This window comes from Ensifer sp. ZNC0028 (assembly GCF_000799055.1).
Taxonomy (GTDB): domain Bacteria; phylum Pseudomonadota; class Alphaproteobacteria; order Rhizobiales; family Rhizobiaceae; genus Ensifer.
Genome location: NZ_JTLA01000152.1, coordinates 1 through 25129 on the forward strand (window position 1 = coordinate 1; position 25129 = coordinate 25129).

The 25129-nt window shown below is 63.9% G+C and carries 25 protein-coding genes and 1 other RNA gene; 10 read left to right on the forward strand and 16 right to left on the reverse strand.

Annotation, left to right across the window (positions count from 1 at the left end):
• The 3 genes from ruvB to ruvC form a co-directional block, all read right to left on the reverse strand.
• A partial coding sequence (gene ruvB / locus L981_RS30260; protein WP_043625528.1) for a Holliday junction branch migration DNA helicase RuvB occupies window positions 1-653 on the reverse strand: 653 nt, incomplete at its 3' end.
• A 96-nt stretch (window positions 654-749) separates the two neighbouring features.
• A complete protein-coding gene (ruvA, locus tag L981_RS30265) occupies window positions 750-1367 on the reverse strand; it encodes a Holliday junction branch migration protein RuvA (protein ID WP_043625531.1) in 618 nt (205 codons plus the stop codon).
• 119 nt (window positions 1368-1486) lie between these two features.
• Window positions 1487-1999, reverse strand: coding sequence for a crossover junction endodeoxyribonuclease RuvC (ruvC, locus tag L981_RS30270; protein WP_043625534.1), 513 nt, complete (start codon window positions 1997-1999; stop codon window positions 1487-1489).
• A 170-nt stretch (window positions 2000-2169) separates the two neighbouring features.
• On the opposite strand from ruvC, the gene L981_RS30275 reads away from it, so the two are divergent.
• Entirely contained in the window at window positions 2170-3171 is a 1002-nt protein-coding gene (locus L981_RS30275; RefSeq protein ID WP_043625590.1) for an LLM class flavin-dependent oxidoreductase, read from the forward strand.
• A gap of 10 nt (window positions 3172-3181) precedes the next feature.
• Here L981_RS30275 and L981_RS30280 read toward each other — a convergent pair whose 3' ends face one another.
• The 8 genes from L981_RS30280 to L981_RS30315 all read right to left on the reverse strand — a co-directional run bounded on the left by L981_RS30280 (window position 3182) and on the right by L981_RS30315 (window position 12753).
• Entirely contained in the window at window positions 3182-3811 is a 630-nt protein-coding gene (locus tag L981_RS30280) for an HAD hydrolase-like protein (RefSeq protein ID WP_043625536.1), read from the reverse strand.
• Between the two features lie 71 nt (window positions 3812-3882).
• Complete coding sequence (locus L981_RS30285; protein ID WP_043625539.1) at window positions 3883-4629, reverse strand: YebC/PmpR family DNA-binding transcriptional regulator; 747 nt, start codon at window positions 4627-4629, stop codon at window positions 3883-3885.
• Window positions 4630-4714: 85 nt separating this feature from the next.
• Window positions 4715-5197, reverse strand: coding sequence for a hypothetical protein (locus L981_RS30290; RefSeq protein ID WP_245281752.1), 483 nt, complete (start codon window positions 5195-5197; stop codon window positions 4715-4717).
• Window positions 5198-5215: 18 nt separating this feature from the next.
• Window positions 5216-6052, reverse strand: coding sequence for an MBL fold metallo-hydrolase (locus L981_RS30295; protein WP_156134291.1), 837 nt, complete (start codon window positions 6050-6052; stop codon window positions 5216-5218).
• Between the two features lie 283 nt (window positions 6053-6335).
• On the reverse strand, window positions 6336-9512 hold the full coding sequence (locus L981_RS30300) for an efflux RND transporter permease subunit (protein ID WP_043625545.1): 3177 nt from the start codon (window positions 9510-9512) through the stop codon (window positions 6336-6338).
• The gene (locus tag L981_RS30305; protein WP_043625548.1) at window positions 9509-10663 is read right to left on the reverse strand and encodes an efflux RND transporter periplasmic adaptor subunit; all 1155 of its coding nucleotides are present in this window, start codon (window positions 10661-10663) and stop codon (window positions 9509-9511) included. The genes L981_RS30300 and L981_RS30305 overlap by 4 nt, the downstream gene beginning before the upstream one ends.
• 481 nt (window positions 10664-11144) lie before the next feature.
• Entirely contained in the window at window positions 11145-11969 is an 825-nt protein-coding gene (locus tag L981_RS30310) for a YmdB family metallophosphoesterase (protein WP_043625552.1), read from the reverse strand.
• 211 nt (window positions 11970-12180) lie between these two features.
• Complete coding sequence (locus L981_RS30315) at window positions 12181-12753, reverse strand: 5-formyltetrahydrofolate cyclo-ligase (RefSeq protein ID WP_043625555.1); 573 nt, start codon at window positions 12751-12753, stop codon at window positions 12181-12183.
• A gap of 350 nt (window positions 12754-13103) precedes the next feature.
• On the opposite strand from L981_RS30315, the gene L981_RS30320 reads away from it, so the two are divergent.
• Entirely contained in the window at window positions 13104-13313 is a 210-nt protein-coding gene (locus L981_RS30320) for a hypothetical protein (protein WP_043625596.1), read from the forward strand.
• 19 nt (window positions 13314-13332) lie between these two features.
• Here L981_RS30320 and L981_RS30325 read toward each other — a convergent pair whose 3' ends face one another.
• Window positions 13333-13557: a hypothetical protein gene (locus tag L981_RS30325; RefSeq protein WP_043625559.1), complete on the reverse strand. Its 225-nt coding sequence runs from the start codon at window positions 13555-13557 to the stop codon at window positions 13333-13335.
• 112 nt (window positions 13558-13669) lie between these two features.
• Here L981_RS30325 and L981_RS30330 point away from each other — a divergent pair, with 112 nt between their 5' ends.
• Window positions 13670-14539: a LysR family transcriptional regulator gene (locus L981_RS30330; RefSeq protein WP_082006213.1), complete on the forward strand. Its 870-nt coding sequence runs from the start codon at window positions 13670-13672 to the stop codon at window positions 14537-14539.
• Window positions 14540-14563: 24 nt separating this feature from the next.
• Here L981_RS30330 and ssrS read toward each other — a convergent pair.
• The 3 genes from ssrS to L981_RS30340 all read right to left on the reverse strand — a co-directional run bounded on the left by ssrS (window position 14564) and on the right by L981_RS30340 (window position 15452).
• A non-coding RNA gene (gene ssrS, locus L981_RS34105) (6S RNA) lies at window positions 14564-14721 on the reverse strand.
• A 72-nt stretch (window positions 14722-14793) separates the two neighbouring features.
• On the reverse strand, window positions 14794-15171 hold the full coding sequence (locus L981_RS30335) for a cell division protein ZapA (RefSeq protein ID WP_043625565.1): 378 nt from the start codon (window positions 15169-15171) through the stop codon (window positions 14794-14796).
• Window positions 15172-15182: 11 nt separating this feature from the next.
• Window positions 15183-15452, reverse strand: a complete 270-nt coding sequence (locus tag L981_RS30340; protein ID WP_034806184.1) for a DUF4164 domain-containing protein — start codon at window positions 15450-15452, stop codon at window positions 15183-15185.
• Window positions 15453-15802: 350 nt separating this feature from the next.
• Between L981_RS30340 and tkt the strand changes: the two genes are divergently transcribed.
• The 6 genes from tkt (at window position 15803) to L981_RS30370 (ending at window position 23074) form a co-directional block, all read left to right on the forward strand.
• Window positions 15803-17785 carry a transketolase gene (gene tkt / locus L981_RS30345; RefSeq protein ID WP_043625569.1) on the forward strand — a complete coding sequence of 661 codons (1983 nt, stop codon included), beginning with the start codon at window positions 15803-15805 and terminating at the stop codon, window positions 17783-17785.
• 72 nt (window positions 17786-17857) lie between these two features.
• Window positions 17858-18868, forward strand: a complete 1011-nt coding sequence (gene gap, locus L981_RS30350; RefSeq protein ID WP_043625572.1) for a type I glyceraldehyde-3-phosphate dehydrogenase — start codon at window positions 17858-17860, stop codon at window positions 18866-18868.
• A gap of 5 nt (window positions 18869-18873) precedes the next feature.
• On the forward strand, window positions 18874-19464 hold the full coding sequence (locus L981_RS30355; protein ID WP_043625575.1) for a putative glycolipid-binding domain-containing protein: 591 nt from the start codon (window positions 18874-18876) through the stop codon (window positions 19462-19464).
• Window positions 19464-20660, forward strand: a complete 1197-nt coding sequence (pgk, locus tag L981_RS30360) for a phosphoglycerate kinase (protein WP_043625577.1) — start codon at window positions 19464-19466, stop codon at window positions 20658-20660. Before L981_RS30355 ends, pgk begins: the two co-directional genes overlap by 1 nt.
• A gap of 246 nt (window positions 20661-20906) precedes the next feature.
• The gene (locus L981_RS30365; RefSeq protein ID WP_043625579.1) at window positions 20907-21932 is read left to right on the forward strand and encodes a class I fructose-bisphosphate aldolase; all 1026 of its coding nucleotides are present in this window, start codon (window positions 20907-20909) and stop codon (window positions 21930-21932) included.
• Window positions 21933-22138: 206 nt separating this feature from the next.
• On the forward strand, window positions 22139-23074 hold the full coding sequence (locus L981_RS30370) for a PhzF family phenazine biosynthesis protein (protein WP_043625581.1): 936 nt from the start codon (window positions 22139-22141) through the stop codon (window positions 23072-23074).
• A gap of 15 nt (window positions 23075-23089) precedes the next feature.
• Here the strand turns inward: L981_RS30370 and L981_RS30375 are convergent, their stop codons facing one another.
• Window positions 23090-23641, reverse strand: coding sequence for a TetR/AcrR family transcriptional regulator (locus L981_RS30375; protein ID WP_043625584.1), 552 nt, complete (start codon window positions 23639-23641; stop codon window positions 23090-23092).
• 106 nt (window positions 23642-23747) lie between these two features.
• Between L981_RS30375 and L981_RS30380 the strand changes: the two genes are divergently transcribed.
• Window positions 23748-25129, forward strand: a 1382-nt coding sequence (locus tag L981_RS30380) for an MFS transporter (protein ID WP_043625587.1), incomplete at its 3' end; no start/stop codon positions are given.

Here is a 25129-nt window from a genome sequence, read left to right on the forward strand (position 1 = left end):
GGCGTGCCGCGGGCGCGACGGGCGATCTCGCGGGCGCCGTCGTCGGTCATGCCGAGCCCCATCAGCCGGGCGCCGCGCCGGACGATCGATTCCAGTTCCTCGACCGTGTAGAAATTGAGCCGCACCGGAATGCCGAAACGGTCGCGAAGCGGCGTCGTCAGAAGGCCAAGCCGGGTGGTCGCCGCCACCAGCGTGAACTTCGACAGATCGATCTTCACCGAGCGTGCCGCCGGGCCTTCGCCGATGATGAGATCGAGCTGGAAGTCTTCCATCGCCGGGTAGAGGATTTCTTCGACCGCCGGATTGAGCCGGTGGATTTCGTCGATGAAGAGCACGTCGCGCTCTTCGAGATTGGTGAGCAGGGCGGCGAGATCGCCGGCCTTGGCGATAACGGGGCCGGAGGTCGAGCGGAAATTGACGCCGAGTTCCTTGGCCATGATCTGCGCCAGCGTCGTCTTGCCGAGACCCGGCGGGCCGACGAAGAGCACATGGTCGAGCGCCTCGCCGCGGTTCTTTGCGGCCTCGATGAAGATCTTCAGGTTGGCGCGCGCTTCCGCCTGGCCGGTGAAATCGTCCAGCGTCTGCGGGCGCATGGTCGCATCGATGTCTTCACCGCGCTTTTCCGGCGTTATCAGGCGTGCGGCGTCAGTCATGCGTTCGTTCCATTCGGTCGGGCAGCTCAGCGCTGCAACCCGTCATCATGCCGGGCACGATGCGTTCTGCCTTCTGCACCCGGCCAAGGCAAGCGTTCATCGCGCCAGTTCTTTCAGGCCAAGGCGAATGAGCTTGGCGCTGTCGCCGCCTTCGCCGCCGTTCTTCAGGGCCGCTGCGACGGCATTGGCTGCCTGGTCACGCGAGTAGCCGAGGTTGGTAAGCGCCGAAACCGCATCGGAAACCGGCGCGGAGGCGACGCCTTCGCCAAGCTCCTGCTTGAGGCCGATCGACGCCGACATCTCGCCGGCAAAGGACGGCGCCTTGTTCTTCAGTTCCGTGACGATGCGCACCGCCACCTTGGGCCCGACACCGGGCGCACGGGAGACGGAGGTCTTGTCCTGCAGCGCGATCGCATTGGCCAGTTCGCCCGGCGTCAGGGTGGAAAGCACGGCCAGCGCCACCTTCGAACCGACCCCCTGTACGCTCTGCAGCAGGCGGAACCACTCCCGCTCCAACGCCGTCAGGAAGCCGAACAGCTTCAGCTGGTCCTCGCGCACATAGGTCTCGATGAAGAGGATGGCCGCCTCGCCGGCAGACCCGAGCCTGGACAAGGTGCGCGCCGAGCAAAAGGCAACGTAGCCGACGCCATGCACATCGAGCACGACGTGATCCTCGGCGATCTCGTCGATGGTACCCTTCAATTTGCCGATCATGTGGCGTCTCTCGCGGTGGGCTGTGATGGTCACCGGACCATCGGAAATTATCGTCTCTACAGCGCCGCGCGTCTGACGAGACGCGCTAAGGACGCTGTAACACTTTATGACGGGCGCAACTACGCCATCAATGCGGCAAGCCGGCTCGTCACCGATTGCCGGTTGTGGGCATGGCAGATGGCGATCGCCAATGCGTCCGCCGCGTCGTTGCCCTTGAACTCGGCCTTCGGCATCAGAACCTTCAGCATCATGTGGATCTGCTGCTTCTCGCCGTGGCCGACGCCGATCACCGCCTTCTTGACGGCGTTCGGCGCGTATTCGGCAACCCTCAGGCCCGCGCGTGCCGGCACCAGCATGGCGATGCCGCGCGCCTGGCCGAGCTTCAGCGTCGCCGTCGCGTCCTTGTTGACGAAGGTCTGCTCCACCGCGGCCTCATGCGGCTGATAGCCGTGCACCACCTCGGCAAGCCCGTCATGCAACTGGCAAAGTCTGGAGGCGAGATCCATGTCACCATCCGAGGTCACCGTGCCCGAGGCGACGAAACGCAGCGAATTGCCGAGCGTCTCGATGATGCCCCAGCCGGTACGGCGGAGCCCCGGATCGATACCGATGATACGAATCGTGGTCTGCATGGATTTCACCCTATGATGTCAGCCCGGACGCTGCCAGCAAAAAGTGAACAAAACAAAAACATACGCACAGTTGAGACGCGGACTCAGGTTTTCTTCGGCAGCGCCCTTGGATTGAGGAAAATTGAGCTTACATAGCCTTGCATCAATTTCTCTCAATGAAGGCCTTTGCCATGGCGACTTTCTCCGTCCTCGATCTTTCCCCGATCACTGAAGGCGGCAGCGTCGCCCAATCGCTGGAGAATTCGCGCCGACTGGCCCAGGCAGCCGAAGAGAGCGGCTACACCCGGTTCTGGCTGGCCGAGCATCACGGCATGAAGGGTATCGCCAGTGCCGCGACCTCGATCGTGATCTCGCATGTGGCCGCCGCCACCAAGACGATCCGCGTCGGCTCCGGCGGCATCATGCTGCCGAACCACTCACCGCTTGTCATCGCCGAACAGTTCGGCACGCTTGCGGCCCTCTACCCCGGCCGCATCGACCTCGGTCTCGGCCGCGCGCCAGGCACCGACATGCGCACCGCCCAGGCGCTTCGCCGCAACATGGAGGCGAGCGGCAACAACTTCCCGAACGACGTCGTCGAACTGCAGGCGCTGCTCGGCCCGGTCGCCGAAGACCAGAAGATCATCGCCGTGCCGGGCGCCGACACCAACGTGCCGATCTGGCTGCTCGGCTCCAGCCATTTCAGCGCCCATCTCGCCGGCATGCTCGGCCTGCCCTTCGCGTTTGCCTCGCATTTCGCACCCGACATGCTGCTTTCGGCGCTGGAGATCTACCGCGAGCGCTTCACGCCCTCCGAGACCCTTGCCAAGCCGCAGGTGATGGTCGGCGTCATGGGGGTCGCCGCCGAAACGGACGAGGAGGCGAACTACCTCTTCACCTCCATGCAGCAATCCTTCGTGGCGCTGCGGCGCAATGCCCGCGGGCAGTTCCCGCCGCCGGTCCAGTCGATGGATGGGCTGTGGAGCTATGACGAGAAGATCTTCGTCGACCATTCGATGATGTATGCGATCGTCGGCGGGCCCGAGACGATCCGGCGCAAGATCGGGGCGTTCCTGGAACAGACGAAGGCCGACGAGCTGATCATCTCGATGCCGATCTTCGACATGGACGCGCGGCTGAATTCGCTTCGCCTCTTCGCCGACGCCCAGCGCGATCTCGCCAAGGCGGCCTGAGGCCGGCCGATCAGATCGTCCCGAAGGCGGGCGCGATCTCTTCCAGATTGGCAAAGAACCGATCCGGCCCGAGCCCTTGCAGGAAGACCGGGTCGGCATAGCCCCAGGCGACGGCCCCTGCCGCCACACCGGCCTTTCGCGCCGCCTCGATATCGCGCGCCTCGTCGCCGATCGCCAGGATGCGAGCCGCATCGAGGCCGGAGTGCCTGATCGCGCGCTTGAAGTGCTGTGCCTTGCCGAAGAGCGCGGCCCCGCATTCGAAGAGATCGATCGTCGCAGCCGCTTCGCCGAGCGCGGCACGAATACCCTCTTCCGCATTCGAACTCACGATCGCAATGCCGATGCCCGCCGCCTTCAGTTTCCAGAGAAGCTGAGCGGCGCCCGGAAACAGCCGGACGCTTGCGGCTTCCGTTGCCATGGCCCGGCGCATGAAGGTGGCGATCTGCGGCAATTTCCAAACGGGAACGCCGAGCTGCGCGATGATCTCGCGGCTGCCCATCGCCCGCAACGACTGGAACTCCTCGACCGAGAGTTCGCGGAAACCGTAGCGCCGCGCAGCCGCATTGCACGCCGTCATGAAGCTTGCCGCCGTATCGGCAAGCGTGCCGTCGAAATCGAAGATCGCGAACTGATAGGTCATCGGGCCATCCAAAGAAAAACCCGCGCCCTTTCGGACGCGGGTAGGAAATCTTCAAGCGACGGTCGCCCCAATCAGGCAGACAGCTTCGCCAGGATCTCGTCCGACACTTCGAAGTTCGAGTAGACGTTCTGGACGTCGTCGTCGTCTTCAAGGATGTCGATGAGCTTCATCAGCGACTGTGCCTTTTCTTCGTCGACCGGAACGGTGTTCTGGGCCTTCCAGATCGCCTTGACCGTTTCGGCTTCGCCCAGCGTGTCTTCGAGCGCCTTGGAGACTTCGCCGATCGCTTCGAAGCCGCAGATGATCGTGTGACCGTCCTCGTCGGTGGTGACGTCGTCGGCACCAGCCTCGATTGCCGCGTCCATCACCTTGTCGGCGTCACCGACGGAGAGCTTGTAGGTGATCTCGCCAACGCGATCGAAGGAGAAGGAGACCGAGCCGGTTTCGCCGAGCGCGCCGCCGGCCTTGGTGAAGGTCGAGCGCACGTTGGAGGCGGTGCGGTTACGGTTGTCGGTCAAGGCTTCGACGATGACCGCGACGCCGCCCGGGCCATAACCCTCGTAGCGCACTTCTTCGTAGTTCTCCGCGTCGCCACCGGATGCCTTCTTGATTGCCCGTTCGATGTTGTCCTTCGGCATCGACTGCGCCTTGGCGTTCTGGATCGCCAGGCGCAGGCGCGCGTTCATTGCCGGGTCCGGCATGCCCGACTTGGCGGCAACGGTGATTTCGCGCGCGAGCTTGGAAAACATTTTCGAGCGCACCGCATCCTGACGGCCCTTGCGGTGCATGATGTTCTTGAACTGTGAATGGCCAGCCATGGCACCCTCTGCATGCATTAATTTGAATGGAATGGGGCGCCTTATAGTTTTATTGCCGCTTTCCGTCCAGCCGGGGGGCGGTTTTTCAGTTGGCCGAGACCTGCGCGCGGCTGAGGAGGAAGCTGTGGCCGTCGTCACGACGACAGGAAAGACCGGTGCGTTCCGACACGCAGGAGAACGGCCCGCGCGACCAGCTTTGCCCATAGTCGAGAACGGTCCCGACCGAGCAGCAGCTCGGATCGCCGACGGCGTGATTGAGCGTGGCGGCCCCCACCCGGCCAAGTGTCGCCCTGACATAACGCGGCGCGACGATATCGCAGGCGAGTTCCGGACCGCCGTCGGCGGGCTGATAGACGGACGTGCCGCCAGCCGGCGTATAGATGCAGCCGATATTGCCCGAGGGCATCGCGAAAATCTCCTGCTCAGAAACTGGTTGGACCGCGATCTCCGGTTGGCTTTGCGGCTGTTGTCCCTCTGGGGACGGCATGCGCGGCGGCGGCACGCCACCGGCCTCGGCAAGAGTTGAAAAGGAAAGAAAGAGCGATACGCCAACCACGAGCAACTTCATCGGGCGATCCCAGGATGTTCAAACGCCCTTGAGAATATAAATCAGCGGTTTGCTTGGCAAGGAACGCAGGGATACTTTGATACTGGCGCTGTCGGCATACCGCTTGTCGTAGTCGTCGCCGAACATGTCGAGAAAGGCCTCGATCGGCGGGCCGCGGCGATGCATCGGCAGGATCAGCGACGAGCGCAGCCGGCTGACGACGCGGCTCATGCTTTCCGCCCCCATGGTCAGCCCGCCGTCGACGGGCACCATCAGCACATCGAGCCTGCCGATCTGGCCATAGTGGCTGTCGTCGAGCTCATGGTGCAGATGGCCCAGATGCCCGATGCAGAGATCCGCCACCTCGAAGATGAAGATCGAGTTTCCGTCGTGCTCCATGGCGCCGCCACCGGCACGAATGTCCGTCGTCACGTTGCGGATGTAGGCGTCGCCGACCACGAGGTCGTGGCGCGCCGGTTGGCCGCTATCGCTCCAGCCGTGCAGCACGGTCTTGATCGCGGGATCCGGCGTCAGCGTGTAGTGGCTCGAATGCGCCTTGTTCATGGTCGCGACCGTCGGTGGCGCCGACGGCGCATACCAGCCGCTGTAGTCGGTTGCGATCGAGACGCCGCCGGGCGTCTCGATCAGGAAGGTGGAATGGCCGAGATAGCTGATCGTCACTTCGCCGGCCGTCGTCTGCCCCTTGGTGGTGGCAGCAGGCGTGAAACTGGCGAAGGTGGCCTGGGGGATCGTCTCGGCGATCGCCTGGCATTGGCTGACGGGGCGCGGCTGTTGCTGCGCATGGGCGACCGATGGCCAGAACGCGTGGATGATCCATATGGCGGCGAATGTGTAGACAAAGTACCGGAGCATCAGCCTTCACCTCTCTCACTTGCCGCCCGACCTCGGGCCCTGGGGGCACGCGGCAGGCAGGTATTGAACAGCGAATGGAAGCCTTTGCCTTCGCTCGACCGAACGGTGGCGTCACGGGGCCGGGAGAGAATTGTTCAAGGGCCCGGCCACGTCCAGTTACAAACGGCAGGCGGTGCTCACGTTTACGTCACCGACCCCGCGGACGATCAAGAAACGATAACCTCTTCAACGCCAAATGCCCCGGCATTGCTGCCGGGGCATTTGTCCGATTGTCGAGAGGCCTGCGTTACTCGGCCGGGTGCGGCGCCGGCTCGCTCACCGCCACCTTGCGTCGCCGGAACGACCGGAGCGCGACGTAGAACACCGGCGTCAGGAACAGGCCGAGGAACGTTACCCCGAGCATGCCCGAGAAAACCGCGGTACCCAGCGACTGGCGCATTTCGGCGCCCGGGCCGGTCGCGATCATCAGTGGCACAACGCCGAGGATGAAGGCGAAGGCGGTCATCAGGATCGGGCGCAGGCGCAGCTGGCTCGCTTCCACCGCCGCCTCGATCGGCGTCTTGCCCTCGTCCTCGCCCTGCCGCGCGAACTCGACGATCAGGATCGCGTTCTTGGCCGCAAGGCCGATCAGCACGATGAGCCCGATCTGGGTCAGCACGTTGTTGTCGAGCCCGCGGATGAACACGCCGACCAGCGCCGAGAGCACGCCGAGCGGCACGATCAGGATGATCGCCAGCGGCAGGACCCAGCTTTCGTACTGGGCCGAAAGCGCCAGGAACACGAAGACGACCGACAGTGCGAAGATGAACACCGCGGTGTTGCCGGTCTGGCGTTCCTGGTAGGCGAGTTCCGTCCACTCGAAGGTCGTGCCCTGCGGCAGGATCTGGGCGGCGAGCGCCTCCATCTTGTCGAGAGCCGTACCCGTCGAGACGCCGACCGCGGGGTTACCCTGGATCGGCACCGAGACGTACATGTTGTAGCGCTGCACCAGCGTCGGACCGGCCGTATCCTGGATCTCGACGAGTGTACCCATCGGCACCAGCGCACCGGTTGCCGAGCGCACCTTCAGCGCCAGGATGTTGTCGCGCTCCACGCGGTACTGCTGGTCGGCCTGCGCCCGCACCTGGTAGACGCGGCCGAAGGCGTTGAAGTCGTTGACGTAGGACGTACCGAGGTTGATCGACAGCGCCTCGAAGATGTTGGGGATCGGCACGTTGAGTGTGCGCGCCTTGTCGCGGTCGATCGCCAGGAAGTATTGCGGACTGGAGGCCGAGAAGGTGGTGAAAACCCCGGTCAACCCTTCCGTCTGGTTGGCAGCACCCATCATCTGGTAGGCAAGCCCGAGCGCGCGGCGCATGTCTGAGCTCTGCCGGTCCATGATCTGCATCTTGAAGCCGCCGGAGTTGCCGATGCCGCGCACCGAGGGCGGCGGCACGGCGATGATGAAGGCTTCCTGGATGCTCTGCAGGCTGCCATAGAGCTGGCCGATGATCTGGTTGGCCCCCTGCCCGTGCTTCAGCCGCTCTTCGAAGCTTTCGAAGGAGGCAAAGACCACGCCCGAATTGGACGCGTTGGTAAAGGTCGCACCGTTGAAGCCGGCAAAGGCAACGGCGCTCTTCACCCCGGGAACGTCCTCGATGATCTTCGAAGCGCGTTTGACCACGGCGTCCGTCCGGTCGAGCGAGGCGCCGTCCGGAAGCTGGATCACGACGATCGCATAGCCCTGGTCCATGGTCGGCACGAAGCCGCGGGGCACGATCTGCGCCATGTACCAGGTGGCCCCGAGCAGCCCGACGAAGACGATAAGGGAGGCGGCCAGCGCCACCTTCGTCGAGACGAGCTTGCGCACGACCCACGCATAACCGGCCGCCATGCGGTCGAAGCCGTTGTTGAAGCCGTTCGCCAGGGCCTTGCCGAACCGCGTCAGCGGATTGCGGCTTTCATGATGGCCGTTCTCGTGCGGCTTCAACAGGATGGCCGCGAGCGCCGGTGACAGCGTCAACGAGTTGAAGGCGGAAATGACCGTTGCGACCGAGATCGTCACGGCGAACTGCAGGTAGAACTGGCCGGCGATACCGGGGATGAAGGCCGTCGGCACGAAGACCGCCGTCAGCACCAGCGAGATCGCGATGACGGCCGCCCCCACCTCGTCCATGGTCACATGCGAGGCCTCGCGCGGGGTCATGCCGCGCGCGAGATTTCGTTCGACGTTCTCGACCACCACGATCGCATCGTCGACGACGATGCCGATCGCCAGCACCAGGCCGAACAGCGTCAACATGTTCAGCGAGAAGCCGAAGGCATAGAGGAAAGCGAAGGTCCCGACGAGCGACACGGGGATGGCGACGATCGGGATGATCGCCGTTCGCCACGATTGCAGGAAGACGAGGACGACGATGGCGACGAGAATGGCCGCCTCGGCGATCGTTTTGTAGACCTCGTTGATCGATTCCGAGATGAACTCGGTCGGGTTGTAGACGATGCGATATTCGAGCCCGTCGGGGAAGTCCTTGGAAACGTCGGTCATCACCTTCTGGATCTGCTCGGCGGCGTCGAGCGCATTGGTGCCCGGCCGCGAGAAGATGCCGAGCGCCACCGCCGGGCTACCGTCGAGATAGCTGTTGTTGACGTATTCGCGGGCGCCGAGCTCGACGCGGGCGACATCCTGCAGCTGCACGAGACGGCCGGTTTCCGTCGCCTTGACGATGACGTAGCGGAACTGCCGCGCATCGCTGAAGCGGCCGTCCGTCGTGACCGTATACTGGAACGCGCTGTCGCCCGGCGCCGGCGGACCGCCGATCGAACCGCCCGAGACCTGCACGTTCTGCTCGCGCAGTGCCTGCACCACGTCGCCGGCCGTCATGCCGTAGGCCGACAGTTTCTCCGGGTCGAGCCAGACACGCAGCGCATACTCGCGCTCGCCGAACAGGATGACGTCGCCGACGCCGTCGAGCCGCACGAGCAGGTCGCGGATGCGCGTGCGCGCATAGTTGGAGACGTAGAGCTGGTCGTAGCGTTCGGTCGGCGAGAGCAGATGCACGACCATCATCAGGTCGGGCGAGCTCTTGGCGGTGGTGATGCCGATGCGCCGGACTTCCTCCGGCAAGCGCGGCTCGGCGATCGACACGCGGTTCTGCACCAGCACCTGGGCCTGATCGAGGTCGGTGCCGAGCTTGAAGGTGATCGTCAGCGCCATCGAACCGTCGGCGGTCGAATAGGAGGACATGTAGAGCATGTTCTCGACGCCGTTGATTTCCTGTTCGAGCGGCGTCGCGACGGTGTTGGCAACGGTATCGGCGTCGGCGCCCGGATAGGCGGCGCGAACGACGATCGTCGGCGGGGCGATTTCCGGGTACTGCGCCACGGGAAGCTGAAAATAGGCGATGCTGCCGACGATCAGGAGGACGATCGACAGCACCGACGCAAAGATCGGTCGGTCGACGAAGAAGTGAGCGAACCTCATTGAGCCGCCCCCACCGCTTGCGCTTCAGGAGGAAGCTGGACCGTTTCCGGCTTCACCTTGGTGCCAGGGCGCGCGCGCATCAGGCCGTTGACGACGATGGTCTCGTCGCCGGTCATGCCGGAGCGGATGACGCGGTAGCCATGCAGCTTTGGACCGAGACGGACGGGCTTGGTCACCACTGTTCCATCCCCGGTCACCTCGTAGACGATACGCTCGTTCTGGTCGGCGCCGATCGCCTCGTCCGGAATGAGAACGGCCTTGTAGGTGTTCGAGCCTTCGATCTGGACACGGCCGAAGAGGCCGGGCTGCAGCACGAGGCTTGGGTTATCGAGACGGGCGCGCACGCGCATCGTGCCGCTCTGCGGATCGACGCGGTTTTCGGCGAAGTCGAGCTTGCCCTTGAACGGCTCCTCTTGCGAGTCGGCGATGGTGACCAGCACTTCGAGCGAGCCGCCGCCTTCCTGCAGCGCGCTGCCGCGCTCGCGCGCGACCCGGGCATAGGAAAGCAGCCGCCGTTCGTCGACGTCGAAGTAGAAATCGATCGGGTCGAGCGACACGATCGTCGTCAGCACCGTCTGGTCAGCCTGAACGAGATTGCCCGTCGACAGCAGGCGCCGATCGACGCGGCCGCTGAGCGGCGCGGTGATGGTGGTGTAGTCAAGGTCGAGCTTGGCGCGCTCGACCGCCGCTTCCGCGCCGCGCACAAGCGCCTGCGCCGACAGGAGTTCGCGGCGGTGATCGTCGAGCGTCGAGACCGAAAGCGTGCCGGTGCCCGTCAGCGATTGCGTCCGCTTGAACTGGGCTTCGGCGAATTCCAGCGAGGAGCGTGCCGATTCCAGTGTCGACTCGGCCTGGGAGAGGGCCGTGCGATAGGGGCGCTGGTCGATGACGAAGAGCTTGTCGCCCTTCTTCACCAGGGCACCATCGGTGAAATTGACCTCGTCGAGATAGCCGCCGATGCGGGCGCGAACCTGCACCTCGTCGACGGGCTCGAAACGGCCGATGAACTCGTCGCTATCGATGACGTCCCGCACGACCGGCTTGGCGACGGTCACGACGGGCAATTGCGCGTCCTGCGCCTGGGCACCAATTGCGGATAGAAGGGAAAGAGAAGCGCCGACGATCATCGGCAAATGCCACTGAGACAACATGCATGCCCTCCGAATGCACTTGGATCACGAGGGGCAGCCAATCGACCAAACCACCGCAATCGCTTTGAATATTCAGAGCGGGGCCTGTGCGCAAAACAGCCGCATTACCCGTCCCGCTCCGCACAAATCCTCGGATCGGCAGCGATCCGAGAGGCAAAGTCACACAAGCAATCAAATGATACAGCGGCCTTGCGCCCTTCGGCCCGCGAACGCTGTCAGGTCAAAACCGCCCGCAGCGGGCATCAGCCCGAAACGCGGCGACAACAGCACATGCCCGCAATCCAGGACTGCGGACACCATTCATTCTGCAAAAACCCACGAATACATCACGCCCCGGCCCGGCGTGATTTCGCGATAACCTGCCATCATTTGATGGGGTTGTCACCTTGAAAAAAATCAATTCCGATAAGGCGATACGGGACAACCAAAGGTGCCCGCGCGCAGCTTTGCGCCGCGCCTCAGAACGCCGCCTGTCCTGGCCTTAAGACCAGAAATCCGGGATCGCTTCCGCCAGTCTCGGCCCAAGCCGCAGCGGCGCGATCTTCTCGGCAAGCCCGGTGCGATCGGAAATCTCGACGCCGAGGCCGCAGATGGTGGCCGGACCCGACGCCGCCTCGAAGCGCCCCTTCGGCATCTTCGAGATGAAGCGGTTGAGCGGCTCCTCCTTGTCCATGCCGAGCGAGGAATCGTAGTCGCCGCACATGCCGGCATCACTCATATAGGCGGTGCCGCCATTGAGGATCTGGTGGTCGGCGGTCGGCACGTGCGTATGCGTGCCGACGACGAGGCTGGCGCGTCCGTCGACGAAATGGCCGAAGCACTGCTTCTCGCTTGTCGCCTCCGCATGAAAGTCGAAGACGATCGCATCCGCCTGCTCGCCGAGCGGGCAGGCATCGAGGATCGCCTCGGCCGACTTGAAGGGATCATCGAGTTCGGGATGCATGAAGACGCGGCCCATGACGTTGGCGACCAGCACGCGGGCGCCGTTGCGGGCAAAGAACAGGTTGGAGCCGCGGCCGGGCGTGCCGGCCGGATAGTTGGCCGGGCGCAGGAACTGGTCGTGCCGCTCGCAGAAGACCACCGCTTCCTTCTGGTCCCAGACGTGGTTGCCTGTCGTCACCACGTCGGCGCCGGCGTTAATTGTCTCAAGGAAGATATCTTCGGTGATGCCGAAGCCGCCGGCGGCGTTCTCGCCGTTGACGATGACGAAGTCGAGCTTGAGGTCGCCGATCAGTCCCGGAAGCCGCTCCCAGACCGCCGTACGGCCCGTCTTGCCCACCATATCTCCCAGAAACAGAAGCCTCATGCTCGCTCAAATCCTACCAGGGCAGCTCCGGCGGAAGCGCGTCAGCGGTAGTTGCGGCCGGACCTGCGTAAAACAAAGAGGTAGAGCGTCTACACGATCCTGGCCCGACAGGAAACGCCCAAGATCGATTCCGCGGGAATCGCGAACCGATCGTCCGCCGCGGCCTGCACGATTTCAAGGCGCAGGGCCGTTCCTCGGCTACGTCGGTGATCTAGAAATGCCGGAACCCGCTCTCGGTGAGCACTGCATCCAGCGCCACATCATGCGGTTCGGCCGGCACGGTGGCCACTTCCTGGCAGTCGAAGGCGATGCCGATCAGCTTCGGCAGGTGCCCCTTGTTGCGCAACCGGTCGATCGCCCGGTCATAGTAGCCGGCGCCGTAGCCGATCCGGTGACCGGTCGCGTCGAAGGCCGAAAGCGGCACGAGCATGATATCCGGGTCGAGCACCGGTGCATCCGGGCCAGGCCCGGTGGTGCCGAAGCCGGTGGCGATGATGTCGACACCATCGAGCAGCTCGCGAAAGACGATCGTCTGCTTGTCCATGATCACGGGCAGGCAGAGCCGGGCCCCGCGGCTTTTCAGCCGCGCCATCAGCGGCCGGATATCGACCTCGGAGCGGATCGGCCAGAAGCCGGAAACGATATGACCGGGGTCGAGCGCAATGACGTCGCCCGCATGGTCGGCCATGGTCAGGCTCGCCTCGATCCGTATCTCCGCGGGCATCGCATCGCGCAATGCCAGCCGCTCGTTGCGCAGCGCCGCCTTCAAGTCCTTCGGTGACATCGTGCCCTCTCCTGCCTCATGCCATCGTCGCGGACGAATTTTCTTCCCGAAATGGCACAACCCGTCACTTTCTCGCCGATTCCCGGCTCAATCACCAGCCTATACACCCGATGTTGCCCATGCATAGCCACCCGCTTCGCCGCTTTTGCCGCGGTTTGCGACAGCACGGCCAGCGCCTTCCCGGTTCGGCACAGCATTAGCGTTCCGTTCATCATGGACGACGGTTCCGCTTTCGCGCATCGGCGACCGCATGCAAATAAAGACGCGATTTCAAATAATTAGCAGGAACTAATGCCCGCGTTCGATGTATGGACGCGCTCCTGCAGGCAGCAGTGGAAAAGCCGACGTCCATGAAGGACCAGATGAAAGCACTCGACCCGTTGGAACTGCGTTGCCTGACGCTCGCCGCCCGCGGCCGCACGCGCCAGGACATGATGCGCGAAACCGATATTCCCCTCGACCGGATCGACCGGGCGCTGGAAGACGCCATGCGCAAGCTGCAGGCCGGCAATCTGGCCGAAGCCGTCTTTCGTGCCGCAAGGCTCGATCTCATCTCGTAAGGATTGGCGCGGGGACTGCCTAGAGCATCCAGTGCGACCGATAGACCGCCTGCTCCACTATCCGCTCTCGCGGCCGAAGGTCGAAGTCGACTGCCGGGATCCCGGCGTCGCGCAGCAGCAGCGGCCTGTCCGCCGGCACCTCGGCGGGCGCCTCGACAAGCAGCAAATCGGCGGCCCATTGCCTTGCCCTGCGTCGGGCGGCAGCGAATGTGTCGGAAAAGACGAGAACGGCAAGCACGCTCATGGCAGGGACTCGGGCCTAGGATGATCTGACAGAACGATCTTCGTCCGCGCATTGACATCTGACAAACGAATTGCAAGCATGACTGTCATCAGAAATTCTGATGGTTGACGCCATGCTCCTTCCCCTTGATAGCGATCTGCTCAGAACCTTTCTCGCGGTCGTCGATACCAGCAGCGTCACGCGCGCCGCAGACATTGTCGGGCGCACTCAGTCGGCCGTCAGCATGCAGATCCGGAAGCTCGAGGATGTGCTCGGCGACGCCCTGTTCGAGCGCCATTCGCGCGGTGTGGTGCTGACACCGCAAGGGCTGCGGCTCGTCGACAATGCCAGGCGCATCGTCACCCTGCTCGACGACACCGCCGCCGCGCTGCGTCAGCCGGCACTCGACGGTGCGGTCCGGATCGGGCTGCCCGAGGAATACATCAACTCGACCCTGCCGAAGGCGCTCGGCAGTTTCGCGGCCATCCACCCGGGCGTCGAAGTGACCGTGCAGCAGGGCGCCTCGATGACCAATGTCGCGGCGCTGGAGGCGGGAGAGATCGACCTTGCCGTCGTCTTCGAGCCCGGCGGAAAGACGAGGAACGAGGTGCTGATGATGGATCCGACCGTCTGGGTGACGTCGGAGCAGCACCGGACCGACGAACGCCGTCCCGTACCGATCGCGACCTATACCTATCTCGAAGGCGGCTGGTGCGACGACCTTGCCCAGCGCAATTTGAGGAAATGCCGCATCGATAACCGCGTCGCCTATGTCAGCCGCACCAGCGGCGGCCTTATGGCGGCGGTGGTGTCCGGCCTTGCCATCGCGCCGCTTGCCCGCAGCAGCATCCCGTCCGGGTGCCGCGAACTGACCGCCGATGACGGCTACACCGTGATCGACCACTCGAATGTCGTGCTGCGGATTTCAAAGGCCGGGAACGGCAAGGACCGGATCGTCGAGGCCATGGCCGACGCCATCCGTCGGGCCTTTGCCGGGGACTGAACGAGCAGTCGAAAGGAGGGAGAAGTGCGATCCACACAACCGATGGATAGTTTACGATCCCGGGTGCCTACAAAGTAGGTGGGCGCCATGTGTCCGGACCCACGAGCCCGGCCAGGGACGGCTCCCTAGAGATCGAGTATGGCCCCGGGGATTGTGGTTCCTGTCGGGAAGCGCAGACCGCATCCAATATATAAAGTGTCTCGGTGCTTCGCGCCAGTGGCTCGCCACCGAAACCTTGTCAGGGCGAAACCTTGTCAGCTCGACGGGGTCGGGGTGCGGCCGTTCAGCTTGGCGGCAATGCCGTGGATCTGCTGGGTCACTTCGCTGAGCGCGGAGGCCAGCGCCTCCTCGTTCTTCATCTGATCCGAAAGCGCGGCGTCTCGACCGTCCGTCAGGTTCCCGACCTCGGCCTCGAGCTTCTTCAGCCGGCGATTGACCTCGCTGAGCTCGTCCATGACCATGATGCCGGCCATGACGGTCAGGCGCAGATCGCCGATCTCGCCAAACTGGGTCTTGAGGTGTCCGACATACTGATCGAAATTGGTGGCAAGCTCGATCAGATGATCTTCCTGCCCTTCCTCGCAGGCCATGCGATAGGCCTTGCCGTCGATCGAAACTGTCACCTGCGCCATGTCGCTTGTTCCTAGCGGTCGAGCACCGCCCGAATGGTTTCCATCGCCGTCACGAGGCGACGGGAAACCTCACGGTTGACCTCCTCGAGCCGGTTTGCCCGGAACTGCGACTGATCGAGCTCCTGCGCCAGTCGCGACCGGTCGGTGTTGACGCGTCGCACCTCGCCCTCGAACTCGCTGAAGTCCCGCTCCCTGTCAAATCGACCGTCGATCGCATTCTCCAGGGATTGCACTGCGTTTCGCAGTTCGTCGATCGCCGCTTTGACAGTCTTTGCCGGCATGTGTTCCGAATACCTCGCCCATGAGGCCGAATCGCCCGAATCCCGTCCGCCGCTTCGGCTCGATCTTTTTTAAACCTATTACGTAAGTCTCAACAATGCCAAGTACAGCAAACAACAGCGGAAGCTGTGGATGGATTGCGTAGCCGGCTTTCTTCAACGGCAGTGCGGTAGGCTTGCTGCATTGCGGAACAAGCACCGCGACGGGAGCCGGAACAACCTGCCGTCAAATGGCCGCGGAAGGCCCGTATTTGTTGACTCGCACGGCGCACCTGCTATGTGTCAGCCGCTTCTTGCGCGGTCTTTGGAGGATAGAGACCGTTCCCTGACCACCGAACGCAAACGGAACAGTCATGATCTCTCGCGAAAAACACGACCGGATGGCAAATGCGATCCGTTTCCTCTCCATGGATGCCGTCGAGAAGGCAAATTCCGGCCACCCTGGCCTGCCCATGGGTGCAGCCGACATAGCGACAGTCCTCTTTACGCGCTATCTGAGCTTTGACCCCAAGAACCCCTCCTGGCCGAACCGCGACCGCTTCGTGCTGTCGGCCGGCCACGGCTCGATGCTGCTCTATTCGCTGCTCTATTTGACGGGCTACGAAGACATCTCCATCGACGAGATCAAGAACTTCCGCCAGCTCGGCGCCCGCACCGCCGGCCACCCGGAATACGGCCACGCCGCCGGTATCGAGACGACCACCGGTCCGCTCGGCCAGGGCATTGCCAACGCCGTCGGCATGGCGATCGCAGAGCGCAAGCTGCGCGACGAATTCGGCTCCGACCTGATGGAGCACTATACCTACGTGCTCGCCGGTGACGGCTGCCTCATGGAAGGCATCAGCCAGGAAGCGATTTCGCTCGCCGGCCACCTGAAGCTCAACAAGCTGATCGTCTTCTGGGACGACAACAACATCTCGATCGACGGCCCGATCTCGATCGCCGACTCGACCGACCAGCACGCCCGCTTCCGCGCCAGCAACTGGAACACGATCGCCGTCGACGGTCACGATCCGGACGCGATCGCCGCTGCGATCGACCAGGCGCAGAAGTCCGACAAGCCGACGATGATCGCGGCCAAGACGACGATCGGCTTTGGCGCACCGAACAAGGCCGGCACCCACAAGGTTCACGGTTCGCCGCTCGGCGCCGAGGAAATCGCCGCCACCCGCAAGGCGCTCGGCTGGGAAGCCGAAGCCTTCGTCGTTCCCTCCGACGTGCTCGACGCCTGGCGTCTGGCCGGCCTGCGCTCCACCAAGGCGCGCAAGGAGTGGGAAGACCGTCTTGAAAAGAGCGAGGCCGAGAAGAAGGCCCAGTTCGTTCGCCGCTTCTCCGGCGAACTCGAAGGTCGCCTGTCCTCGGCTATCGACGACTACAAGAAGAAGCTCGCCGAAACCAAGCCATCGCCGGCAACCCGCAAGGCTTCCGAGGACGCGCTCGAAGTCATCAACGGCGTTCTGGCCGAAACCATCGGCGGCTCGGCTGATTTGACCGGCTCGAACAACACCAAGACGAGCCAGACCAAGTCGATCACCCCTGACGACTTCTCCGGGCGCTACATCCATTGGGGCGTTCGCGAGCACGGCATGGCCGCTGCCATGAACGGCATGGCGCTGCATGGCGGCGTCATCCCCTATTCCGGCGGCTTCCTGATCTTCTCGGACTATTGCCGTCCGTCGATCCGCCTGGCCGCCCTGATGGGCATCCGCGTCATCCACGTGCTGACGCACGATTCCATCGGCCTTGGCGAAGACGGCCCGACGCACCAGCCGGTCGAACACATGGCAGCGCTGCGCGCCATCCCGAACCTGTTGATGTTCCGCCCGGCCGACGCCACGGAAACGGCCGAGTGCTGGCAGCTGGCGCTCGAAAGCCACAACCGTCCGTCCGGCATCGCGCTGACGCGCCAGAACCTTATGGCCGTTCGCACCGAGTACGAAGAAGAAAACCTGTGCGCCCGCGGCGCCTACGACCTGATCTCGGCCGCCGACGCCAAGGTCACGATCTTCGCCACCGGCTCGGAAGTCGAAATCGCCGTCAAGGCCTGCCAGACGCTGACCGCCAAGGGCATCTCGACCCGCGTCGTCTCCGTTCCCTGCTTCGAGCTTTTCGCCGAGCAGAGCGAAGACTACCAGCAGGCGATCATCGGCAACTCGCCGGTCAAGATCGCCGTCGAAGCCGGCATCCGTCAGGGCTGGGATCACTTCATCGGCAGCGATGGCACCTTCATCGGCATGTCGAGCTTCGGCGCTTCCGGCCCCTACAAGGAGCTTTACAAGCACTTCGGCATCACGCCTGAGGCGGTGGTTGCCGCCGCGGAAACGAAGCTCGCCTGATCAATCTGCGGGGCGCGCCGAAAGGTGCGCCCCGCTTTTTTCGTACCACGTCAGTCAGACAGGGAGAGACCCATGACAGTGAAAGTCGCCATCAACGGTTTTGGCCGCATCGGCCGCAACGTGCTCCGCGCGATCGTCGAATCCGGCCGCACCGACATCGAAGTCGTTGCGATCAACGACCTCGGCCCCGTTGAGACCAACGCTCACCTGCTGCGCTATGACTCGATCCACGGTCGCTTCCCGGCCGAGGTCAAGGTCGAAGGCGACACGATCACCATCAACGGCGGCAAGCCGATCAAGGTGACCGCGATCAAGGATCCGGCGACGCTGCCGCACAAGGAACTCGGCATCGACATCGCGATGGAATGCACCGGCATCTTCACCGCGCGCGACAAGGCTGCAGCCCACCTGACGGCCGGCGCCAAGCGCGTCATCGTCTCGGCCCCGGCCGACGGCGCCGACCTGACGGTCGTCTACGGCGTCAACCACGACCAGCTGACCAAGGACCACCTGGTCATCTCCAACGCATCCTGCACGACGAACTGCCTGGTTCCGGTCGTCAAGGTCCTGAACGATGTCATCGGCATCAGCCACGGCTTCATGACCACGATCCACTCCTACACCAACGACCAGCCGTCGCTCGACCAGATGCACAAGGATCTGTACCGCGCCCGCGCTGCCGCTCTGTCGATGATCCCGACCTCGACCGGCGCTGCCAAGGCCGTTGGCCTGGTTCTGCCGGAACTGAAGGGCAAGCTCGACGGCACGTCGATCCGCGTCCCGACCCCGAACGTCTCGGTCGTCGACTTCAAGTTCGTCGCCAAGCGCAACACTTCGGTCGAGGAAATCACCAACGCCATCAAGGCCGCCTCCAACGGCGCGCTGAAGGGCGTTCTCGGCTACACGGAAGAGCCGCTCGTTTCGCGCGACTTCAACCATGACAGCCACTCCTCGATCTTCGCGATCGACCAGACGAAGGTCGTCGAAGGCAACTTCGTGCGTATCCTCACCTGGTACGACAACGAGTGGGGCTTCTCGAACCGCATGGCCGACACGGCGGTCGCGTTCGCCAAGCTCATCTAAGACAGATGTTTCGCGCCCTCTCCTCAACGACGGTCCGCTGGCGTCCGCTGGAAGGGGAAGGGCTCGAACACCTGACGCTGACGAAAATCGACACCACCGACGGCGCGGTCATCCGCGCCGTCGGCGTTCTGATCGGCAGCCGCGACGGCGCGCCCTATGGCGTGCGTTACCGGATCGACTGCGACGACAGCTGGCACGTGCGCAAGCTGATGGTCGACACGACAGACGGCCGCAGCCTGCACCTGCGCTCGGACATTCCGGGCGAATGGGCAACGGCACGCGGCACGCCCCTCCCCGAGTTCGACGGCTGCATCGATATCGATCTCGCCGGCACGCCCTTCACCAACACCCTGCCGATCCGTCGCCTCGGCCTTGTGAGCCAATCCGGCGCCGCCAGGCTGAAGATGCTCTACGTGCCGTTCGACACGTTTCAGCCCGTTGTCGACGGTCAGCACTACACCTGCCTCGATGATTTCAGGCTCTATCGCTACGAGGCCGAGGACCGCAGCTTTACCGCGGACCTGCCCGTGGACGAGGACGGCCTCGTCATCGACTATCCAACCCTTTTCCAAAGACTATCACCGGAGACCATCTGATGACTTTCAAGACCCTCGACGATCTGACCGACATCGCCGGCAAGCGCGTTCTGGTGCGCGTCGATCTCAACGTGCCGGTCAAGGACGGCGTGGTCACCGACGCGACCCGTATCGAGCGCGTCGCGCCGACCATCCGCGAGCTGTCCGAGAAGGGCGCCAAGGTCATCCTGCTCGCCCATTTCGGTCGCCCGAAGGGTGAACCGGTCGCCGACATGTCGCTGAAGACGATCGCAACGGCCGTCGAGGACGTGCTCGACCAGCGCGTTCACTTCGGCGCCGACTGCATCGGCGACAAGGCAGCGAACGCGATTGCCGACATGAGCAACGGCGACGTGCTGCTGCTCGAAAACACCCGCTTCCACAAGGGTGAGGAAAAGAACGAAGCCGAGTTCGTCAAGGCGCTCGCCGTCAACGGCGACATCTACGTCAACGACGCCTTCTCGGCAGCGCACCGCGCCCATGCCTCGACCGAAGGCCTTGCCCATCACCTGCCGGCCTATGCCGGGCGCACCATGCAGGCCGAACTCGAAGCGCTCGAAAAGGGCCTCGGTCAGCCGAAGCGCCCGGTCGTTGCCATCGTCGGCGGTGCCAAGGTCTCGACCAAGATCGACCTGTTGCAGAACCTCGTGACCAAGGTCGATGCGCTCGTCATCGGCGGCGGCATGGCCAACACCTTCATCGCCGCCAAGGGCATCAATGTCGGCAAGTCGCTCTGCGAGCATGACCTCGCCGACACCGCCAAGGCAATCATCGCCGCTGCCGACAAGGCCGGCTGCGCCATCGTGCTGCCGGAAGACGGCGTGATTGCCCGCGAGTTCAAGGCCGGCGCCGACAACGAAGTGGTCGACATCAACGCCATTCCGGCCGATGCCATGGTTCTCGACGTCGGCCCGAAGTCGATCGCGGCCGTCAACGCGTGGATCTCCAAGGCCGAAACGCTGGTCTGGAACGGCCCGCTCGGCGCCTTCGAAATCGCGCCATTCGACAAGGCGACCGTTGCCGTCGCCAAGCATGCGGCTGCCCGCACCCGTCAGGGTTCGCTGGTCTCGGTTGCCGGCGGTGGCGACACCGTCGCGGCGCTGAACCATGCCGAAGTCGCCGACGATTTCAGCTACGTCTCGACCGCCGGCGGCGCGTTCCTGGAGTGGATGGAAGGCAAGCCGCTCCCGGGCGTCGACATCCTGAAGCAGAAGTAAGACATACAACCGGCGCGTGGGAAGCACTCTCACGCGCCGGCAATCAAGAAAAAACCTTATTTATTCAAACGATTAAAAAATTTTAAATCGTTTCAGTCGATTTTCTCGCCATTTTCCTGGACAATTTCACCTGTTACTCGCGCTCCTGTTGGGAGCGTGGCGGTTGCCCCGTGCGCCGTCGGCCCTGCAACTGTTTCAGTGTTCGCCTGATCCCCACGATCGGCGCTGTCTAGGGAGAGAAAAAGCATGACGGAAAAACTGGAAGACATCGCCGTCGCCATGGTCGCCAATGGCCGCGGACTGCTTGCCGCCGACGAGTCCACGGCAACGATCAAGAAGCGCTTCGACACGATCGGCCTCGAATCCACCGAGACCTCCAGGCGCGATTACCGCGAGATGCTGCTGCGCGCCGAAAAGGCGATGCGCAAGTACATCTCCGGCGTCATCCTCTACGAGGAAACCCTGTTCCAGCATGCGGTCGACGGCACGCCGCTCGTCGACATCATCCGGGCCGCCGGCGCGATCCCCGGCATCAAGGTCGATGCCGGCGCCAAGCCGATGACCAACTTCCCGGCCGAAACCATCACCGAAGGGCTCGACGGCCTTGCCCAGCGGCTGGCGAGATATCACGAGGCCGGCGCACGCTTTGCCAAGTGGCGCGGTGTCGTCTCCATCTCCGATACGCTGCCCACCGCCGGTGCGGTGCGCGCCAATGCCCATGCGCTCGCCCGCTATGCCGCCCTCTGCCAGGACGCCGGCATCGTGCCGATCGTCGAGCCGGAAGTACTGATGGATGGCGCGCCGGGCGACCACTCGATCGATCGCTCCGAACATGTGACCGAGTGGACGCTGCGGACCACCTTCGAGGAATTGGCGGCCATGCGCGTCAAGCTCGAAGGCATGATCCTGAAGCCAAGCATGGTGATCGACGGCAAGAAGGCCCGCAATACCTCCGTCGCCGAAGTGGCCGAGCGCACCATCCGGGTACTGAAGCGCACGGTGCCTTCGGCTGTACCGGGCATCGCCTTCCTCTCCGGAGGTCAATCGACCGAGGAGGCGACCGCCCACCTCTCGGCAATGAACGCCAGCCACGACCTGCCCTGGAAGCTCACCTTCTCCTATGGCCGCGCCCTGCAACAGGAAGCGCTGAATGCCTGGCACGGCAAGGCCGACAACATCGGCGCCGGCCAACGCGCCTTTGCCCATCGCGCCGAGATGTGCAGCTTGGCGGCGAAAGGGACGTGGAAGAAGGAACTCGAGAAGGCCGCCTGAGCCAGGTTGACCGCATAGGAGGGGCCGCTGTCGGCCCCTTTTCATTGCAAAGGCTTGACGCCTGCAACGCGACGGCTTCGTCGGCGCCGTGGAACTTGTCACCCGGACAAGTTCGGGCCTTTGTGCGGTGTGTCGGCTGTCTTAAGCCTTGACATCAGAGCCGACACGATGAGCGCCAGCGGCGCTCCACCAGCGAAAGCCACGACATGACCTCTGACACCGCGCCGAAATCCGTTGCCTATGTCACCGTCGACGTCTTCACCGACGAGCGCTTTGCCGGCAACCAGTTGGCGGTCATGTCCGACGCCCGCGGCTTGAGCGATCGTCAGATGCAGGCGATCGCGACCGAATTCGGCTATTCCGAAGTCACCTTCGTGCTGCCGCCGCGCGACCCTGCGAACACCGCAGAAGTCCGGATCTTCACGCCGACGACCGAGATCCCCTTTGCCGGCCATCCCAATGTCGGCACGGCCTTCGTGCTCGGCCGCCAAAAAGAAATCTTCGGCCGCGCGCCCGGCGAAATCCTGCGTTTCGAGGAAAAGGCCGGCCTCGTCGAGGCCACGTTGCTGGTGGAGGACAGTGTCGTCGTCGGCGCCACCATCGTCGTACCGCGCAGCCTGACCGTCGGCCCAGAATTCGACGCCGACACCATCGCGGCCTGCGCGTCGCTCGCGCCTGAGGCCATCAGCAGACGCGTGCACGCACCGAGCCGGCTTTCCGTCGGCCTGCCCTTCGCCGTCGCCGAAATCATGGATGTCGCGACACTGTCGTCTGCCCAACCCAATGTCACCGCCTTCCAGGCGGCCAATGCCCGCTACAAACCCGAGGAAGACAGTTTCAGCCTGTTCCTCTACGCTCGCTCGGTGGAAGCGCCCTGGCAGATCCGGGCGCGCATGTTCGCACCGCTCGACAATGTCAACGAGGACCCGGCAACCGGTAGCGCCTCGGCAGCGCTTTCCGCCTATCTCGTCTCGCTCGTCCCGGAGCAGGATATCGATGTCGAGATCACCATCGAGCAGGGTGTGGAGATGGGGCGTCGCAGCCTCATCGGTGCGCATGTCCGAAAGCAGGGCGGCGTCGTTCGCAAGGTCACCCTTTCCGGCCATTGCGTCAGCGCCATGCGCGGCCTGATCGAGCTCTAGCGCTTTTTTAACGACTCAGGCGCGGTCGCACTCCGGCAGAAGCTTCAAGATATCGGCAAACATATCCTGCCATTCGGCGTCTTCCATCTCGAGGAAACCGAAGCCGCGCAGCAGGAAGACGCCTTCCGTTGCGAGAAACACCATCCGCGCCCTGCGGCCCTCCTCCGTCGACAGGTCGAGACCGTCGAGGCGGGCGCGATACCAGGCGCGGTTCTTCGCCATGTGCTCTTCCCGCTGCAGCAGTGCGGCCATCATGCCGGAAGTGCGGGCATTGTCGGCTGTGTTCATCCGGGCGGTCACCGCCGCATGGGCGCGCATCGCCTTGATCGGATCAGGATCGTCGCCACCTTCCGCCGTTACCGCGGCATCGAATTCGTCGAACCAGCGCTGCATCATCGCGTCGATCAGGCCGTCCTTGTTGCCGAAGCAATATTGCACGCCGCCCTTGGTGATGCCGGAGGCCTTGGCGACGGCATCGATCGTCAGCCCGGCCGCGCCGACGGAATTCACCACCGCCTCCGCCGCATCCAGCACCTTGTCACGATCGATTGTTCGTCGTCGTCCCATCTTGACTTCCTATTTCAAATCCATACGTACGCATTCAAATAAACAACGACCCTGATTTAAACAAGGCCCAGCCCCCATTTCCCACTGGCGGCCACCGAGGTGTACCATGCTTCCGCAAAATCGCTGGCTCATTCTAGCCATAGTATCGAGCGCACTTTTTCTGATCGTCGTCGACATGACGGTGCTCTATACCGCCCTGCCCCGTCTGACCCACGACCTCGGCGCCACGGCGTCGGAGAAGCTCTGGATCGTGAACGCCTATGCCCTGGTCGTCGCCGGCCTTCTGCCCGGCCTCGGCACGCTTGGCGACCGCCTCGGCCACAAGAAGCCCTTCATCGTCGGTCTTGCCGTCTTCGGGATCGCTTCGCTGATCGCCGCCTATGCGCCGACATCGGCGATCCTGATCGGCGGCCGAGTCCTGCTGGCCGTAGGCGCCGCCCTTATGATGCCGGCGACGCTGTCGATCATCCGGCTCACCTTCACCGACGAACGCGAACGCGCGCTGGCGATCGGCGTCTGGGCGGCGATCGCATCCGGCGGCGCCGCAATCGGCCCGGTGCTCGGCGGGTTCCTGCTCGAATACTTCTGGTGGGGCTCGGTCTTCCTGATCAACGTGCCGGTCGTCGCGATCGCCCTCCTGCTAGGCCTCGTCGTGCTGCCGAACAGCGCCGGCAATCCAAAACACCCCTGGGACGCGATCGGTTCGCTGCAGATCATGGTCGGCCTCATCGGCCTTGCCTATGCCGTCAAGGAAACGAGCAAGCGCGAGCCGTCACTGGAAGCGGGTCTTGCTGCCGCCGTGATCGGCGCGATCGCGCTCTTTCTTTTCGTGCGTCGCCAGCGCCGCAGTCCGCATCCGCTGATCGATTTCAGCCTCTTCCGCAATGCGGTGTTTTCCTCCGGCGTCGCCGCAGCACTGGTGGCATCCGCCTCCATCGTCGGCATCGAGCTGGTGCTGAGCCAGCAGTTGCAGCTGGTCGAGGGCTTTTCGCCGCTCGAGGCCGGCTTCTTCATCCTGCCGATCCCGCTTGCCGCCTTCGTCGCCGGGCCGCTGACCGGTACGCTGCTGCCGCGCCTCGGCGCCGAAGTGGTGCTGCGCTCCGGTCTCATCCTGGCGGCGCTCGGCCTCGGCGGCTACCTGCTCGTCCATGAAACCGGCGCGCTCGCCCAGATCGCCACCCTCGTGGTTCTCGGCCTCGGCATCGGTGCGTCCATGACCGCCGCCTCCAGCGCCATCATGTTCAACGCCCCACCGGAACGGGCCGGCATGGCAGCATCGATCGAGGAGGTCTCGTTCGAGCTTGGCGGAGCGATCGGCATTGCCGTGCTCGGCACCGTCATGTCGGTCGTCTACACCGCCTTCCTCGTCCTGCCGGAGGGGGCTGCGATCCCGGCGATGGCACGCGACAGTCTCGACGAAGCCCTGCTTCTCGCCGAGAAGCTGCCCGCGGATGTGGCGAGCGAACTGGTGACCCGTGCCCGCCTCTC

Excerpts from the sequence above, each read along its gene's own strand:
- L981_RS30320 (WP_043625596.1), top strand. The coding sequence starts at position 13,104 with ATGAAGGACCAGATGAAAGCACTCGACCCGTTGGAACTGCGTTGCCTG.
- L981_RS30330 (WP_082006213.1), top strand. The coding sequence starts at position 13,670 with ATGCTCCTTCCCCTTGATAGCGATCTGCTCAGAACCTTTCTCGCGGTC.
- L981_RS30280 (WP_043625536.1), bottom strand. The coding sequence starts at position 3,811 with ATGACCTATCAGTTCGCGATCTTCGATTTCGACGGCACGCTTGCCGAT.
- ruvA (WP_043625531.1), bottom strand. The coding sequence starts at position 1,367 with ATGATCGGCAAATTGAAGGGTACCATCGACGAGATCGCCGAGGATCAC.
- pgk (WP_043625577.1), top strand. The coding sequence starts at position 19,464 with ATGACTTTCAAGACCCTCGACGATCTGACCGACATCGCCGGCAAGCGC.
- L981_RS30290 (WP_245281752.1), bottom strand. The coding sequence starts at position 5,197 with ATGAAGTTGCTCGTGGTTGGCGTATCGCTCTTTCTTTCCTTTTCAACT.
- L981_RS30285 (WP_043625539.1), bottom strand. The coding sequence starts at position 4,629 with ATGGCTGGCCATTCACAGTTCAAGAACATCATGCACCGCAAGGGCCGT.
- L981_RS30340 (WP_034806184.1), bottom strand. The coding sequence starts at position 15,452 with ATGCCGGCAAAGACTGTCAAAGCGGCGATCGACGAACTGCGAAACGCA.
- tkt (WP_043625569.1), top strand. The coding sequence starts at position 15,803 with ATGATCTCTCGCGAAAAACACGACCGGATGGCAAATGCGATCCGTTTC.
- L981_RS30275 (WP_043625590.1), top strand. The coding sequence starts at position 2,170 with ATGGCGACTTTCTCCGTCCTCGATCTTTCCCCGATCACTGAAGGCGGC.
- L981_RS30335 (WP_043625565.1), bottom strand. The coding sequence starts at position 15,171 with ATGGCGCAGGTGACAGTTTCGATCGACGGCAAGGCCTATCGCATGGCC.
- L981_RS30315 (WP_043625555.1), bottom strand. The coding sequence starts at position 12,753 with ATGTCACCGAAGGACTTGAAGGCGGCGCTGCGCAACGAGCGGCTGGCA.
- L981_RS30310 (WP_043625552.1), bottom strand. The coding sequence starts at position 11,969 with ATGAGGCTTCTGTTTCTGGGAGATATGGTGGGCAAGACGGGCCGTACG.
- L981_RS30305 (WP_043625548.1), bottom strand. The coding sequence starts at position 10,663 with ATGTTGTCTCAGTGGCATTTGCCGATGATCGTCGGCGCTTCTCTTTCC.
- L981_RS30370 (WP_043625581.1), top strand. The coding sequence starts at position 22,139 with ATGACCTCTGACACCGCGCCGAAATCCGTTGCCTATGTCACCGTCGAC.
- L981_RS30300 (WP_043625545.1), bottom strand. The coding sequence starts at position 9,512 with ATGAGGTTCGCTCACTTCTTCGTCGACCGACCGATCTTTGCGTCGGTG.
- L981_RS30355 (WP_043625575.1), top strand. The coding sequence starts at position 18,874 with ATGTTTCGCGCCCTCTCCTCAACGACGGTCCGCTGGCGTCCGCTGGAA.
- gap (WP_043625572.1), top strand. The coding sequence starts at position 17,858 with ATGACAGTGAAAGTCGCCATCAACGGTTTTGGCCGCATCGGCCGCAAC.
- L981_RS30365 (WP_043625579.1), top strand. The coding sequence starts at position 20,907 with ATGACGGAAAAACTGGAAGACATCGCCGTCGCCATGGTCGCCAATGGC.
- ruvC (WP_043625534.1), bottom strand. The coding sequence starts at position 1,999 with ATGCAGACCACGATTCGTATCATCGGTATCGATCCGGGGCTCCGCCGT.
- L981_RS30375 (WP_043625584.1), bottom strand. The coding sequence starts at position 23,641 with ATGGGACGACGACGAACAATCGATCGTGACAAGGTGCTGGATGCGGCG.
- L981_RS30325 (WP_043625559.1), bottom strand. The coding sequence starts at position 13,557 with ATGAGCGTGCTTGCCGTTCTCGTCTTTTCCGACACATTCGCTGCCGCC.